At 61.8% G+C, this 14,426-nt stretch carries 11 protein-coding genes; 10 read left to right on the top strand and 1 reads right to left on the bottom strand.

Going from position 1 to position 14,426, the window contains the following annotated elements; genetic code table 11:
• The first annotated feature begins 12 nt into the window (after window positions 1-12).
• The 10 genes from P3T24_RS07850 to P3T24_RS07805 all read left to right on the top strand — a co-directional run bounded on the left by P3T24_RS07850 (window position 13) and on the right by P3T24_RS07805 (window position 13,345).
• The gene (locus tag P3T24_RS07850; RefSeq protein WP_429433553.1) at window positions 13-1,527 is read left to right on the top strand and encodes a Ni/Fe hydrogenase subunit alpha; all 1,515 of its coding nucleotides are present in this window, start codon (window positions 13-15) and stop codon (window positions 1,525-1,527) included.
• Window positions 1,524-2,018 (top strand): hydrogenase maturation protease, encoded by a 495-nt coding sequence (locus P3T24_RS07845; RefSeq protein WP_429433551.1) that lies wholly within the window; start codon window positions 1,524-1,526, stop codon window positions 2,016-2,018. Before P3T24_RS07850 ends, P3T24_RS07845 begins: the two co-directional genes overlap by 4 nt.
• The gene (locus P3T24_RS07840) at window positions 2,011-2,358 is read left to right on the top strand and encodes a hydrogenase maturation nickel metallochaperone HypA (protein WP_122154805.1); all 348 of its coding nucleotides are present in this window, start codon (window positions 2,011-2,013) and stop codon (window positions 2,356-2,358) included. Before P3T24_RS07845 ends, P3T24_RS07840 begins: the two co-directional genes overlap by 8 nt.
• Window positions 2,359-2,377: 19 nt before the next feature.
• The gene (gene hypB, locus P3T24_RS07835; RefSeq protein WP_429433549.1) at window positions 2,378-3,280 is read left to right on the top strand and encodes a hydrogenase nickel incorporation protein HypB; all 903 of its coding nucleotides are present in this window, start codon (window positions 2,378-2,380) and stop codon (window positions 3,278-3,280) included.
• A complete protein-coding gene (gene hypF / locus P3T24_RS07830; protein WP_429433547.1) occupies window positions 3,280-5,724 on the top strand; it encodes a carbamoyltransferase HypF in 2,445 nt (814 codons plus the stop codon). Before hypB ends, hypF begins: the two co-directional genes overlap by 1 nt.
• Entirely contained in the window at window positions 5,715-6,026 is a 312-nt protein-coding gene (locus P3T24_RS07825; protein ID WP_278499015.1) for a HypC/HybG/HupF family hydrogenase formation chaperone, read from the top strand. Before hypF ends, P3T24_RS07825 begins: the two co-directional genes overlap by 10 nt.
• Window positions 6,023-7,213, top strand: a complete 1,191-nt coding sequence (gene hypD, locus P3T24_RS07820; protein WP_278499013.1) for a hydrogenase formation protein HypD — start codon at window positions 6,023-6,025, stop codon at window positions 7,211-7,213. The genes P3T24_RS07825 and hypD overlap by 4 nt, the downstream gene beginning before the upstream one ends.
• The gene (gene hypE / locus P3T24_RS07815) at window positions 7,210-8,256 is read left to right on the top strand and encodes a hydrogenase expression/formation protein HypE (RefSeq protein WP_429433544.1); all 1,047 of its coding nucleotides are present in this window, start codon (window positions 7,210-7,212) and stop codon (window positions 8,254-8,256) included. Before hypD ends, hypE begins: the two co-directional genes overlap by 4 nt.
• A 68-nt stretch (window positions 8,257-8,324) precedes the next feature.
• A complete protein-coding gene (gene pgl / locus P3T24_RS07810; protein ID WP_278499011.1) occupies window positions 8,325-9,029 on the top strand; it encodes a 6-phosphogluconolactonase in 705 nt (234 codons plus the stop codon).
• Between the two features lie 287 nt (window positions 9,030-9,316).
• Window positions 9,317-13,345, top strand: coding sequence for a CheR family methyltransferase (locus P3T24_RS07805; RefSeq protein WP_429433541.1), 4,029 nt, complete (start codon window positions 9,317-9,319; stop codon window positions 13,343-13,345).
• Here P3T24_RS07805 and P3T24_RS07800 read toward each other — a convergent pair.
• Window positions 13,342-14,409 carry a lysylphosphatidylglycerol synthase transmembrane domain-containing protein gene (locus tag P3T24_RS07800; RefSeq protein ID WP_429433539.1) on the bottom strand — a complete coding sequence of 356 codons (1,068 nt, stop codon included), beginning with the start codon at window positions 14,407-14,409 and terminating at the stop codon, window positions 13,342-13,344. The two genes, P3T24_RS07805 and P3T24_RS07800, sit on opposite strands and share 4 nt — an antisense overlap.
• Window positions 14,410-14,426 lie beyond the last annotated feature (17 nt).

Genomic DNA, 14,426 nt, shown 5'->3' with positions numbered 1-14,426 from the left:
GAGCACCGCACCATGAGCTTCGACCTCGAAACGGCCGCCAATCCGAAAGGATTGCGGCGTGTGGCCATCGACCCGGTATCGCGCGTAGAAGGTCACGGCAAGGTGACGATCCTGCTGGACGAACAGGATCGCGTGCAGCAGGTGCGCCTGCATATCGTCGAGTTCCGCGGCTTCGAGAAGTTCATCGAAGGGCGGCCGTACTGGGAGGTCCCGGTGATGGTGCAGCGTCTGTGCGGCATCTGCCCGGTGTCGCACCAGTTGGCGGCGTCCAAGGCGATGGATCAGGTGGTGGGGGCACGGCCCGTCACGCGCAGCGCGGAGAAAATCCGCCGGCTGATGCACTACGGTCAGGTCATGCAGTCGCATGCGCTGCACTTCTTCTATCTTGCCTCGCCCGATCTTCTGTTCGGCTTCGATTCGGAGGTTGACTTGCGCAATATCGTCGGGGTGGCGCAGGCGCACCCCGACATCGCCAAAAAGGGCATCCTATTGCGCAAGTTCGGCCAGGAGCTGATCCGCGCCACCTCGGGTAAGCGTATCCACGGCACGGGTTCCGTGCCGGGTGGCATGAACCGGCATGTCAGCCAGGCGGATCGCGACATGCTGTACCGGGATGTCGATCAGATGATCGCCTGGGCGGCCGATGCCGTGGATATCACCAAACGGCTTCACGCGCAAAATCCGGCCCTCTACGACAGCTTCGGCAGCTTCCGTTCGAACATGCTGTCGCTGGTGCGCGCGGACGGCGCCATGGATCTCTACGACGGCGTACTGCGCGCCCGCGACGCCGACGGTGCGATCATCTTCGACGGTGCGAGCGACCAGGACTATATGAGCCTGATCGAGGAAGAAACGCGCCCTTGGACCTACATGAAGTTTCCGCATCTGCGCAGCCTCGGACGTGAGACCGGCTGGTATCGCGTCGGACCGCTGGCCCGCGTGCAGAACTGCGACTTCATCCCCAGTCCGCTGGCTGAAGCGCAGCGCAAGGAGTTCATCGACTGGGGCAACGGCTCGCTGGTCCATGCGACGCTTGCCTACCACTGGGCGCGCATGATCGAGGTCTTGCACACGGCCGAGGTCATCAAGAGTCTGCTAGACGACCCCGATATCCTTCAGGGTGACTTGATGGCGAGCGGCGAGCGCCGCGCAGGCGGGGTGGGCATCATCGAAGCCCCGCGCGGCACGCTGATTCACGACTATCGCGTGAATGCCGACGATCTCGTCACGCAATGCAACCTGATCGTCTCCACGACGCACAACAACCAGGCCATGAACGAGGCCGTGCGCTCGGTGGCACGCGAATACCTGGATGGCAAGACGTTGACCGAGGGGCTGCTCAACCGCGTCGAGGTTGCGATCCGCGCCTTCGATCCGTGTCTGTCCTGCGCCACGCATGCGTTGGGACGGATGCCGCTTGACGTCTTGCTGCTGGGACCTGGCGGCGAACCGCTCGACCACTTGACGAAGTCGCACGATGGCGAGTTGATGCGCCATTCGCCAGCAAGCACGGGAGCAATGGCATGAGCGCACCGCTGCTGGTGTTCGGGTGGGGAAATCTGAGCCGTGGAGACGATGCGCTCGGTCCGTTGTTCGTACAGCAACTGCGGCTGCTGGCAGGAGCCGATGCCGGCAACCGGGTGGATTTCCTGGAGGACTACCAACTACAGGTCGAGCACGCACTCGACCTGGCTTCTCGCGAGCGCGTGCTGTTCGTGGATGCCAGCGTCAATTGCGCGATGCCTTTCGAGGTCACCACGCCGCGTCCATCGCGCGATACCAGCTTTACGACACACGCAATCTCGCCGGAAGCAGTGATGCACGTGTATCGGGACCTGTACCACGCCGAACCGCCGCCGTGCACGCTGCTGGCGATACGCGGCACGCATTTCGAATTAGGGGCGCCCCCCGGTTCCCTCGCACTCGATCATCTGGCACGGGCGTTGGCATGGGGGCAGGCCTGGCTGGAAGGGCTTGCGGCGCCGCCTATCACTTTGTCCGAGGCTGCTCATGCATGAACTCAGCCTCGCGGGCGGCATCGTGAGCATGATTGAAGCAGCCGCCGCGCGCGAACACTTCCGGCGGGTTGCGCAACTGCGTCTGGAGATTGGCGCACTCGCCGGCGTCGAGCCCCAGGCCTTGCGTTTCGCGCTGACCGCCATGATGCCCGGCACTTGCCTCGCGGGCGGGGAGATCACGATCGACGAGATTCCCGGTATCGCCTCGTGCCTGCACTGCGGCGCCAGCGTAGAGATCGCAAGCCACACCGAAGCGTGCTCGCAGTGCGGCCAGTTCATGCTGAAGGCCACGGCGGGAACAGACCTGCGTGTAGTCGACATCCTTGTGTTCGACGATTGAAATTTTTCAGGAGAGATCCATGTGTGTCGTCTGTGGTTGTGAAAGCGGGGCTGGCCCCGAACATACTCATACCGATGATGAGGCGGCCGACGCTTCGCACGTCGCGCTGACCTCGGCCAATGGAGACCTGCATTACGGCACCGGAATTGCGCGCTTGTCGGTGCCCGGCATGAGCCAGGCGCGGGCGATTCGCATTGAAGCCGACGTGCTGGATGAAAACAGACGTCACGCTAACCGCAATCGGGCGCATTTCGCCTCGCACCGTGTGACGGCGCTGAATCTGGTATCCAGCCCGGGTTCAGGCAAGACAACATTGCTTTGCGCCAGCATCGAAGCCCTAAGGGTACGTCGGCCAGGCCTTGCCGTCGCCGTGATCGAGGGCGACCAGCAGACCAGCGTCGATGCCGAGCGGATTCGCGCCACCGGTGCGCCTGCCATTCAGGTCAACACGGGCCGCGGATGTCATCTGGACGCGCAAATGGTCGGCGAAGCGTTCGCGCACCTCGATCTTCACGCGGCAGCGCATCACGGTCGTGACGCCGGGGCGATGCTGTTCATCGAAAACGTCGGCAATCTGGTCTGCCCCGCGCTATGGGATCTGGGCGAGGCTGCCAAGGTCGTGGTTCTGTCGGTGACCGAAGGCGACGACAAGCCGCTCAAGTATCCGGACATGTTCGCCGCCGCGACGCTGATGGTCATCAACAAGATCGATCTGTTGCCCTACGTTAGCTTCGATGTGACCCGATGCATCGAGTATGCGCGGCAGGTCAATCCGACCATTGACGTGATCCGCGTCTCGGCTACGCGCGGCGACGGCATGGACGACTGGCTGAACTGGTTGCTGCCGCCACGCGCCGATGAGCATCTCCGACCCCGGAAGCAGTCCTTCCAGCGGCGCACTGGGCTGCAACAGGTCATGTGATGGAAATGCCTCTCTGCCTGCACACCGTTCGCGATGACGACCCGCCGGTAAGCCAGCGGGGCGGCGAGGCGATTCGTGTGCGCGGCCTCGTGCAGGGCGTTGGCTTCCGGCCTGCTGTCTGGCGGCTCGCGCACGATTGCGGCGTGAGCGGCACGGTCTGCAACGACAGCGAAGGCGTGCTGATTCATGCGTGGGCGGATATGCCGGTGCTTGACCGCTTCGTCGCGGGCTTGCATGGCCGCTGTCCGCCGCTTGGGCGGATCGACTCGGTGGAGCGGCGTGCGGTTTCCGATACGTCGCCATCGCCCGGCATATTCAGGATCGTTGCGAGCGGTGGTGGTCTTGCCCATACGGGCGTGGCTCCCGACGCGGTGACTTGCCGGGCCTGTCTTGACGAGACGCTTGATCCATCGGGTCGCCGCTATCGCTATCCGTTCACAAACTGCACGCATTGCGGACCGCGCCTGTCGATTGTCGGCGCGATCCCCTACGATCGTTGCGCTACGACGATGGCTGCATTCCCGCTGTGCGCTGCCTGTCGCCGGGAATATGACGATCCCGCAGACCGGCGCTTTCATGCGCAAGCGGTGGCCTGTCCGGTGTGCGGGCCACGGGTATGGATCGAGCGGGCCGATGGCTCGGGGGAACGAGGCGATCCGCTTGAGACCGCGTGTCGTTATCTCCGGATCGGCGGCATCGTGGCGATCAAGGGGCTGGGTGGTTTTCAGCTTGCGTGCATGGCGACTGCGCAGGCGACGGTGACGAAATTGCGCGTGCTGAAGCGCCGTGCGCGCAAACCGTTCGCGTTGCTGGCGCGAAACATGACGATGATCGAACGGTATTGCGTCGTGAGCGATGCGGACGCGGCGCTGCTGCAGAGCGCCGCGGGACCGATTGTCATCATGCCAGCTATCGGGCAGCTAACGGGCGGCGAGCTTTCCGGCGTGGCGCCGGGCACCGCGACGTTAGGCTTCATGCTGCCGCCGACACCGTTGCATCATCTGATCATGCGTGCGCTCGACGTCCCACTTGTGCTCACTAGCGGCAACGTCGCGGACGAACCGCAATGCACCGCGAACGACGATGCTCGCGTCCGGCTCGCGGGTATCGCCGATGCATTTCTGATGCACGATCGCGACGTTGCCTCACGCATTGACGATTCAGTGGCGAGAGTGCTGCACGGCGTGCCGCGCCTGCTGCGCCGCTCGCGCGGCTATGCACCTGCGCCGCTGCGACTACCGCATGATTTCGCCGCCGCGCCATCGGTGCTTGCGATGGGCGCGCAACAGAAAAACGCATTCTGCCTTCTGCGCGAAGGCGAAGCGATTCTCTCGCATCACATCGGCGAGCTTGAAAACGGCGAGACCTATCGCGATTACAAGGCGTCGCTCGATCGATATGAAAAGCTGTTCGGACACGACGCACGCGTTGTCGCGGTCGATCTGCACCCCGAGTATCTGTCGCGCAAACTCGGAATAGACATCGCGCGGCAACGGAGTCTGCCGCTTGCCGGGATCCAACACCATCACGCGCATCTCGCTGCATGTCTCGCGGAAAACGATATCGGCCTCGCTTCGAATGTTCTCGGCGTCGTCCTCGACGGCCTTGGTATGGGCGCTGGGCATGGCCTCTGGGGCGGCGAATTCCTGCTGGGCGGATATGTCGACCGCGCGCGCGTGGCCAGCTTGACGCCGGTGGCGTTGCCGGGCGGCGCGCGCGCAGTCCTCGAGCCGTGGCGCAATACGTATGCCCATTTGCGCGCCAGCCTGGGGTGGGCATGGGTCTCGCAGCGATACGCCAAACTCGAACTCGTCCGCTTTCTCGCCGGCAGGCCGCTAGCGCTGCTAGAACAGATGATCGAACGCGGAGTGAACAGTCCGGTCGCGAGTTCGGCTGGACGTCTGTTCGACGCGGTTGCCGCGGCAAGTGGCGTATGCCGCGAGCGGGTGCAGTACGAAGGGCAGGCCGCAATCGAATTCGAGGCGCTGATCGACCGGCGGACGCTGCATGATGAAGATGATGCACTGGCTTATCGGTTCCGCATTGGGGAAACGTCGGACGCGGGAGCCCCGCTTCTGATCGACGCGAAGCCGATGTGGATTGCGCTGCTCGACGACCTGATGCGCGCGACGCCGGCGCCGGTGATCGCGGCGCGCTTTCATAAAGGGTTCGCAATCGCGATCGTGCAGATGGTCGAGCGTGTGCTTGGGTCGAGCCGGCGTGAATCGGCGCCTCCGGTGCGCACGGTCGCGCTGTCCGGGGGTGTCATGCAAAACGCAGTGCTTTTCGAACAGCTTTCGCAGCGGCTTGCCGCATGCGGCTTGTTGGTGCTGACTCATCGCCAAGTTCCCGCGAATGACGGCGGCATCGCGTTGGGGCAGGCCGCGATTGCCGCGGCGCGTGCGCTTGCAAGCACAGAGCAAAGGAGTACTTCATGTGCCTAGGCATTCCCGGACAGATCATCGGCATCCACGATGCGGTCAATAACCTGGCGCTGGTCGAGGTAAGCGGGGTACGGCGGCTCATCAACATCGCGTTCATCGTCGACGAAGCGCTGCCTCCGGCTGCGTGTGTCGGTGACTGGGTCCTTGTCCATGTCGGTTTCGCCATGAGCCGTCTCGACGAGGCGGAGGCGATGCACACACTCGCGTTGCTGCGCGAACTCGGTGAAATGGACGAGGCAGGAGAGTTGGGCGATCTGCGGAACGCGACAGACACTTTCAGCGCGACAGGAAGCACACCATGAAATACGTCGACGAATTCCGCGATCCGGACAGAGCCCGTGCGCTGACGCTCGAGATTCATCGGCTAGTCGAGCGGATCGACCGCACACGCGGTGGTCTGGAGCGGCCGTTGCAGATCATGGAGGTGTGCGGTGGTCACACGCATTCAATTTTCCGCTACGGGATTCACCAGATGCTGCCGCCGGAGGTCGAGTTCGTGCATGGTCCCGGCTGCCCCGTCTGCGTGCTGCCGATGGGACGCGTCGACGACTGTGTGGCGCTCGCCGAGCGGCCCGAAGTGATTTTCACGACCTTCGGCGACGCCATGCGCGTACCAGGCTCCCGCACGAGTTTGCTTAAGGCCAAGGCCGACGGCGCCGACGTGCGGATGGTCTATTCTCCACTCGACGCGCTCGCGATTGCACGTGCGACCCCGCATCGCGAAGTGATCTTCTTTGGGCTCGGCTTTGAAACTACGATGCCGAGCACGGCAATGACGGTGCTTCAAGCGCATGCGGGGCATATCGAAAATTTTTCGCTGTTTTGCAACCACATCACCATCATTCCGACGCTCAAGGCCATTCTCGACTCAGCGGACCTGCGCCTCGACGGATTTCTGGGCCCGGGACATGTCAGCATGGTGATTGGAACCCGTGTGTATCGTTTCATTGCGGAGCAGTACCGGCGACCGATTACCGTCGCCGGATTCGAGCCGCTCGATGTGCTGCATTCGGTCTTCATGGTGTTGCGCCAGATTGCAGAGGGCCGCTGCGAAGTGGAAAACCAGTATGCCCGTATCGTGCCCGAGGATGGCAATGCGCAGGCGCTGTCGGCGATCCAGCAAGTATTCGAGCCACGCGAGTTCTTCGAATGGCGCGGGCTTGGATCGATTGAACACTCGGGTGTGCGGATTCGCGATACGTTTGCCGCGTTCGATGCCGAGCGCAAGTTTCCTGTAGCCAACCTGCAGTTTTCCGATCCGCAGGCGTGCCAGTGCGGCGAGGTCCTGAAAGGTGTCATCAAACCGCATCAGTGCAAGGTGTTTGGCACTGCGTGTACACCAGACAGGCCACTTGGCGCCCTGATGGTTTCGAGCGAAGGCGCGTGCGCGGCGCACTATCGCTACGCACGCATCGATACCTCGGCGCTGACCGGACGCGCCGCTGTTCGTCCTGGATCCGCTCCGGCGGCGCTGCGAGCGCAAGCATGAATGACAGGATTAACAAACTGCGGGACGTGACGATCAATCTCGGGCACGGCGGTGGTGGCCGGGCGATGCGCGATCTGATCGAAGACGTGTTCGTCGCTGCATTCGACAATCCCGCTCTCGCGGCGCTGGAGGACCAGGCGGTGTTTCCGCTTGCCGAACTTGCGCGACACGGCGACCGCCTTGCATTCACTACCGATAGCTATGTCGTTGATCCGCTGTTTTTTCCGGGAGGCGACATCGGTACGTTGGCGGTATCGGGTACCGTCAACGATCTTGCAATGGCGGGCGCCAAGCCGCTCTTCCTGTCATGTGGGATGGTGATAGAGGAGGGGCTGGCTGTCGACACCCTGCGTCGCATAACAGCCAGTATGCAGCGGGTGGCGATCGAGGCGGGCGTATTGATCGTGACGGGTGATACCAAGGTTGTCGAGCGCGGCAGCGCGGACAAACTGTTCATCAATACGGCTGGGATCGGCATCGTACCCGAGGGCGTGAATATCTCCGCCCGCCGCGCCCAGGTGGGAGACGCGGTGATCGTCAACGGCTTTCTTGGGGATCACGGCGTGTCGATTCTGATCGCACGGCAGCAACTCGCCTTGCAGGCCGATATTGCCAGCGACTGCGGGCCGCTGGGCTCGCTGGTGGCGACGATGCTCGACGCGTGCAACGATATTCATTGCATGCGGGACGCGACGCGTGGCGGTATGGCTACTGTGCTGAACGAATTCGCGATTTCGTCGGACGTTGCAATACATATCCAGGAGACCGCGATACCAGTACGGGACGAGGTCAAGGGCGCATGCGAGATTCTCGGACTCGATCCGCTCTATCTGGCCAACGAGGGCAAACTGATTGTGCTCGTACCCGCGCGCTGCGCGCAGCGGCTACTTGCAGCAATGCACGGCCATCCTGCTGGAACACACGCGGCTATCATCGGCGAGGTGGTGGCGCAGCCCGCAGGAATTGTGATCCTGAAAACGGAGTTCGGCGGGCGGCGGATTGTCGACATGCTGGTCGGCGAACAGCTGCCACGCATCTGCTAGCGCGGTCACCCTTGCGATGTCCGGGGGCAGCAGCCACTCAACCTGAAAGAGAACCACTAGGAGAAGAGATGATCACGTTTTATGAGTTCGACAACCAACAGTCCCAATCCGACGCCCTTGCGAAGGCGGTCGGCGACGCTTTACAGGGAGCCCTCACCGCTCAGGCAGCCTCGGCCGCTAAAGGCCCGAGCCATGTAACGCTTGCAGTGTCTGGTGGCAGCAGTCCGCGTCCGTTCCTGCAGACCTTGTCCACACAGCCGTTCGACTGGGCACGCATTGCCGTGACGCTGGTCGACGACCGCTGGGTTCCCGAAACGGATAGCGATAGCAATGCGCGTTTTGCGCACGAGACGCTGTTGCAAAATGCCGCGCAAGCCGCCGCGTTCTGGCCGTTGGTCGACACCAACGAATCGCTCGACGCGCATGTCGCCGCGCTGAACACCGACCGCACTCATGTGGTGCCGGACGTCGCCGTCCTGGGCATGGGCGAAGACGGCCACACCGCATCGATTTTCGCGGATTCACCTGAATGGGACCGCGCGATCACCACGAAGGCACGTTTCATTGCCGTGCATCCGGGCAGCGCGCAGCATGCCCGTGTGAGCCTGTCGTTATCCGCGTTGAAACAGATTAGCCGTCTGTTTTTGCTGATTGCTGGCCCTCTTAAGCGCGATGTGCTGAACGCGGCGACCGCTACACTGCAAAAAAATGCCATCTCGCAGTTGGCCAATGCCACAGACGTGAAATTAGAGGTCTACTGGTCTGCAAGCTAGCATTTTCCGCATCGGCAGCATGATGCGTGGCTGTGGTCGATTTTGCAGCCGCTGCCGTTGTGGGGGCCGATTGCGTGAACTCCGGGGGGCAACCGATAGAAAACAATCGAGGCAAGCAACATCGTGGATAGAGGAGGTGCGGCTGGACTTGACTTACATCAAACCCGATCTCTTCGTGCTCCTTGCTTTGTGAAACAGCCTTGGCACGGCGCCCGCGTGCCCGATATTCTCCCAGCACTGTCTGTAACCAGCTACACTGGTGCTCCGGCAGTCTAAAGCGACGTGTCATGAATAATGCCAACAATATTCCTTCGACACCCAAGGCTGCTGCTGTTCCTCGAATCGTCGCCATCGGTGCATCAGCCGGCGCTCTGCACGCTTTAAGCCTGTTTTTTCGTGCGGCTTCCACGATTCCGCACGATATCGCCTTCGCGGTCGTGGTCCACCTGGCGCCCGGCGCAGAGAGCCACCTCCCGGAGCTGCTGGCCAAAGATACGTTTTTTGCCGTATCGGCCATCGAGGACGGCATAACGCTGCGTGCGGGACACGTCTATGTTATTCCACCTAGAGTGTCGGTCGTTATCGAGCATGGCGCTTTCAGGCTGTGGCCTGGGGTCGAACGCCCGATCATTCCGATGCCGATCGACGAGTTCTTCATTTCGCTGGCCGCCGACCAGCACGATCGTGCGATCGGGATCGTTCTCACCGGCGCTAACGCGGATGGTTCGGCGGGCCTGAGAGCCATCAAGGCGGCTGGTGGGATGGTGATGGCGCAAGCGCCCGATACGGCTGAACACGATTCGATGCCCACGCATGCGATCGCGACGGGGCTGGTTGACTACGTCTTGCCGGTCGAAAAAATGCCAGCTGTGCTGTTCGATTACATTGCGCGTTCCACCGAAGGAGTATTGCCGGGGTCAGGTGAACCCGGGGCAATGGCCGATCTCGAGCCGGTTCTCAGGGCATTGGCAACGGCCGGCTCCGACTTCAGGGGTTACAAACGAGGTACCCTCGAGCGTCGCATTGCGCGGCGCATGACGGTCAACCAGGTAGACAGCCTCAACGCGTATTACGAAATCCTAAGGACCTCGGCAGAGGAGAGTCAGGCGCTGAGTCTGGACATGATGATCGGGGTAACGGAATTCTTTCGCGATCCTGAGGCCTGGAAGGCCTTGGCCGAACGCGTCCTCAGCAATCTGCTCAACGAGCCGCAGAGCGATCAGCCCTTGCGGGTTTGGGTGCCCGGGTGCGCAACGGGGGAGGAGGCCTATTCGATAGCTATGCTGCTTACGGAAGAGATCGAGAAGCGTAAGCTTACCCGGTCATTCATGATTCTTGCCTCCGATGTGAACCGTGCTGCCCTCGCGCGTGCCCGACAGGGTATCTATGCGCCGGGTGTCGCCTTACCCGTGGGTGAGGCGCGACTCGAGCGCTTTTTCCGTGCAAACGGCGATGGCTATCAGATCGATCAGGCCTTGCGCGAAAAGATCCTGTTTACACCACAGAACCTCATTGCCGATCCGCCGTTTTCCCGCGTCGACCTGATCAGCTGCCGAAACCTGCTTATCTACCTGGAGCCTGAAGCGCAGCAGCGTGTGTTCGAGGTGTTTCACTTTGCGCTTAACCCGAAGCGCTATCTGTTTCTGGGGCGATCCGAGAGCACCGATCCAGATTCCAGCCAGTTTCAGGAAGTTTCGAGGGCCTGGCGAATCTACCAACGCAGTCCTGTCGTCGTACCGGCCGTGTCGGGCTATCGGTTTTCCACAGCCACGGTGCGCCGTGAGGCATTCCCACCGTCGAGTCGCGTGGGCGTGCGTAGCAAGGGATATGCAGAACTGGTCAATGCCACTCTGCTCGAGGAGCACAATGCGGCATCGGTGCTGATCAATACCGCTCACCAGGTTCTCTATGTAAGCGGGTCGGCCGATGAGTACCTGAGGCAGCCAGCCGGCGAACCGACGGGCAACATTCTCGACATGGCACGCGAGGGGCTGCGCCTCAAGCTGCGGATCGTATTGCGCCGCGCGACCCAGGATCCTGGAGCCTCGCCAGTCAGTGAAGTCGTCTCCGATGGTGGCGCCCCGGCGATAAAAATAACAGTGACGCGCCCATTCGACACGGCTCATGCAGGCAAGGCATGGCTTGTCCTCTTCGCCCGCTTGCCGATGGTTGACCGCCCGGCGTTGCTGGTGCCGACCGGTGTGGACTCCGATCTCTGGCACCTCGAGAGCGAACTTCACACAACGCAGGCCGAGCTTGGCAGCACGATCGAGGAACTGGAAGAAAGCAATGGCGAATTGAGGGTGTCGAACGAGGAAATCCTCTCAATGAACGAGGAGCTGCGTTCCGCCAACGAAGAACTGGAGACTTCGAAAGAGGAACTGCAGGCACTTAACGAGCAGCTGAATGTAGTCAATTCCCAAATGGGACAGAAGGTTCATCAGCTGGAGGTGCTTAGCGAGGACGTGACGAATCTTCTGGCCAGCACGGAAATCGCGACGCTGCTCCTCGACCAGCACGGCGTGATAAGGCGTTTTACTCCAAGTGCTGCCCGCATCCTGGGTCTGGGATTGGCTGATATCGGCCGCCCGATAGTAAATGTGCTCGGGAATCCTTTGGGCGACGCCCTGCTGGAGGATATTCGCCGGGTACGGTCGACCGAGGCCGGCCAGGATGGCACAGAAATCGAAACGGCGACCGGACAGTGGTACGTTCGACGTATCACGCCGTATATCGCCACGCCTGGTGTGCCGGTAGCGGGCGTGGTGGTGACCTGGACCGATATTACCCACGTCAAGGCATCAGACGAACGGTCCCGCCGTCTTGCCGCAGTGGTTCAGGATTCGAACGACGCCATGACCGTGTTCGATCTGAACGGCCATGTGATTGCGTGGAACAGGGCCGCGACCGTGTTGTATGGCTATACCGAGGCCGAAGCGTTGGGTATGACGGTCTCCGACATGTTACCGTCGGGCACGAGGCAAGATCATCTGGATTTCATCCGCTACGCTGCGCACAATGAGGCGCTGCATTCCTATGAGGCCCAGCGGGTCACAAAGGACGGACGCGTGATCGATATCTGGATCACGCTGTCGATTCTCTCTGACGGCCAAGGCACTGCCATGTCTGTCGCGACGACGGAACGCGAGCTCACCGACCGCAGTATGAGCAACGCCCAGCTTCGCGAACGCGCTGAGCGCCTGGCACAGGCCGACCGACGCAAGAACGAATTCCTGGCGATGCTTGGGCACGAGCTGCGCAATCCACTTGCGGCCCTGTGTTCGGCGGGAGACCTGCTCGCCTCGGAAACGGTCGATTCAGCGCAGAAAGATTGGGCCGTCGGAGTCATACAGCGACAAGGTCGGTCCATGACGCAACTGGTCAACGAGATGCTCGATCTCACACGTATGACGAGTGGCAGTATCGAGCTTCATCGTCAAGCTGTCACGCTGAAAGCGATCGTCCAGAGCGCGATCGAGGTCTGCCGGCCGATTGTTGACGAACGGCATCACACGCTGTCGGTGTCGCTACCGGACGAGCCGGTATTGCTGTATGTCGATCCTACCCGTCTGTCGCAGGTTGTCGAAAACATCGTGATCAACGCGGCTAAATACACGGCCCCCGGCGGCACGGTCAGCCTGACCGCAATAAGAACGGGCAATCGGCTTTCGCTTCGTGTCAAGGACAACGGAAGGGGGATTCCGTCTTCGATGCTCAGCACGCTGTTCGACATGTTCGTAAAGGGTCCCGTGCTCCACGGTCAGCTTCATAACGGGCTGGGAGTAGGGCTATCGGTAGTCCGGCGGCTGGTTGAGTTGCATGGCGGATCGGTCGAGGCCATCAGCGATGGCAAGACAGGCAGCGAGTTCATCGTCGACCTTCCAGTGGGCATGATTCCGCCCGGAGTGGGACAGATCGGCACGCCGCAGACACAGATCAAGGCGTCTCCGGGCAAGATCCTCATCATCGACGACAACGCCGATGCGAGCGAGGCCCTGGCCATGCTTCTGGCGAGTGAAGGGCATGTGGTGGAGACACGACTGGATGGGCCTCAGGGTTTGGAAGCCGCCAGCACTTTCAGGCCGGACGTTGTGCTCCTTGACATCGGATTGCCCGGAATGGACGGCTACGAGGTGGCAAAGAAGCTACGTGGGTCGGCCGCCACACTAGGCGCTATGCTGATTGCTGTCACCGGCTACGGCCAATCAGGCGATCAGCTCAGATCCGCCGAGGTAGGATTTGATCACCACATGGTCAAGCCAGTGGATGTTGCGGCGTTGACGCGTCTGCTCGCTGGGGAGGCGAAATCCCGCTAACTGCGTCGTACTTCCAGGCGTGCCAACCAGATGCCAGGCAGCATCGGCAGCCAGAAAGTCAGGGCTCGCAACAGAAGCGTGGCGGCGAGCGCCGCCTCCACCGACACACCAAGCAAACTCAACGTTCCCACGGAGGCGGCTTCGAAAGTCCCCAGACCAACCGGAATGGGACCAATGGTGGCTACCATAGACGCGACAATGAAGCTCACGAACACGACCCATAGCGGTGGCACCTCGCCGATCGCCTTGAACGCGAGCCAGAGCGTCAAGGCATCGAATACGAAGATCGCAAGTTGTAGTGCCACTGTTTGCAACAGGAGGCCGGGGCTGCGGAGCAGGCGAGTAGGTGCGTCGGTCAACTCCTGAAGCAACGCGGTGACGCCCAGGCACTTGCTGAGCCATGCGACCGGCGCGCGTCGGCCCCATTGTTTGAGTCCCAGCACCGCAGCCGGCACCGCCACGGTAACCACTACAAAGATCGCCACACCAACGATCAGCGCCACCTTCATGCGATGCTGAAGCCACAGCGCGCCGGTGCTCGCGAGCACCACGAACAGGTAGGCGATGTCGTACGACACCATGCCCACAAGCATGGCAGCCATTGCTATCCCGGCCGGCACGCGTCGGCCGGTCAGGCCGCGCACTACGAGCATCGTGCCGCTGATGCCGCCGCTTGGCAGCACCTGATCGGTAAAGACCTTGGCGATCCCGAGGGGAATCAGCGCGCGCAGAGACAGCGGATGTCCCGCCTGGCGCAACGCCACGCGCCATACGAGCGCCGCGCTGACATAGGTGGCTGATTGAACCGCAAGCGCGACCAACATCCAGCCAGGACGAGCCGAGCGCATCAGTTCGGCCATCTTCTGCAGCGAGCCAAGGTGCAGCACCACCAGAATGACGGCGAGAAAGCCCATCAGCCCGACGATCCAGAACATGAGCAGGCGCAGCCGCGACGTTTTGCCGAGCAACCCCGGCGCGATGTGTACGAGGCCGGTCTCGGCAACAGGTACCGGCTTTGGTTGCGCAAGAGGAACGCCGGCGGAGTGGGGTGACGAGATGCTCATGATACGAGATGCAATTG

The organism is Paraburkholderia sp. GAS33 (assembly GCF_050436645.1).
GTDB classification, from domain to species: domain Bacteria; phylum Pseudomonadota; class Gammaproteobacteria; order Burkholderiales; family Burkholderiaceae; genus Paraburkholderia; species Paraburkholderia phenazinium_B.
This window is presented reverse-complemented; position numbering and strand designations above follow the sequence as displayed.

Coding starts and splice junctions, on each gene's coding strand:
- hypB (WP_429433549.1), top strand. CDS start 2,378: ATGTGTGTCGTCTGTGGTTGTGAAAGCGGGGCTGGCCCCGAACATACT.
- P3T24_RS07825 (WP_278499015.1), top strand. CDS start 5,715: ATGTGCCTAGGCATTCCCGGACAGATCATCGGCATCCACGATGCGGTC.
- P3T24_RS07805 (WP_429433541.1), top strand. CDS start 9,317: ATGAATAATGCCAACAATATTCCTTCGACACCCAAGGCTGCTGCTGTT.
- hypE (WP_429433544.1), top strand. CDS start 7,210: ATGAATGACAGGATTAACAAACTGCGGGACGTGACGATCAATCTCGGG.
- P3T24_RS07850 (WP_429433553.1), top strand. CDS start 13: ATGAGCTTCGACCTCGAAACGGCCGCCAATCCGAAAGGATTGCGGCGT.
- P3T24_RS07800 (WP_429433539.1), bottom strand. CDS start 14,409: ATGAGCATCTCGTCACCCCACTCCGCCGGCGTTCCTCTTGCGCAACCA.
- P3T24_RS07845 (WP_429433551.1), top strand. CDS start 1,524: ATGAGCGCACCGCTGCTGGTGTTCGGGTGGGGAAATCTGAGCCGTGGA.
- hypD (WP_278499013.1), top strand. CDS start 6,023: ATGAAATACGTCGACGAATTCCGCGATCCGGACAGAGCCCGTGCGCTG.
- hypF (WP_429433547.1), top strand. CDS start 3,280: ATGGAAATGCCTCTCTGCCTGCACACCGTTCGCGATGACGACCCGCCG.
- P3T24_RS07840 (WP_122154805.1), top strand. CDS start 2,011: ATGCATGAACTCAGCCTCGCGGGCGGCATCGTGAGCATGATTGAAGCA.
- pgl (WP_278499011.1), top strand. CDS start 8,325: ATGATCACGTTTTATGAGTTCGACAACCAACAGTCCCAATCCGACGCC.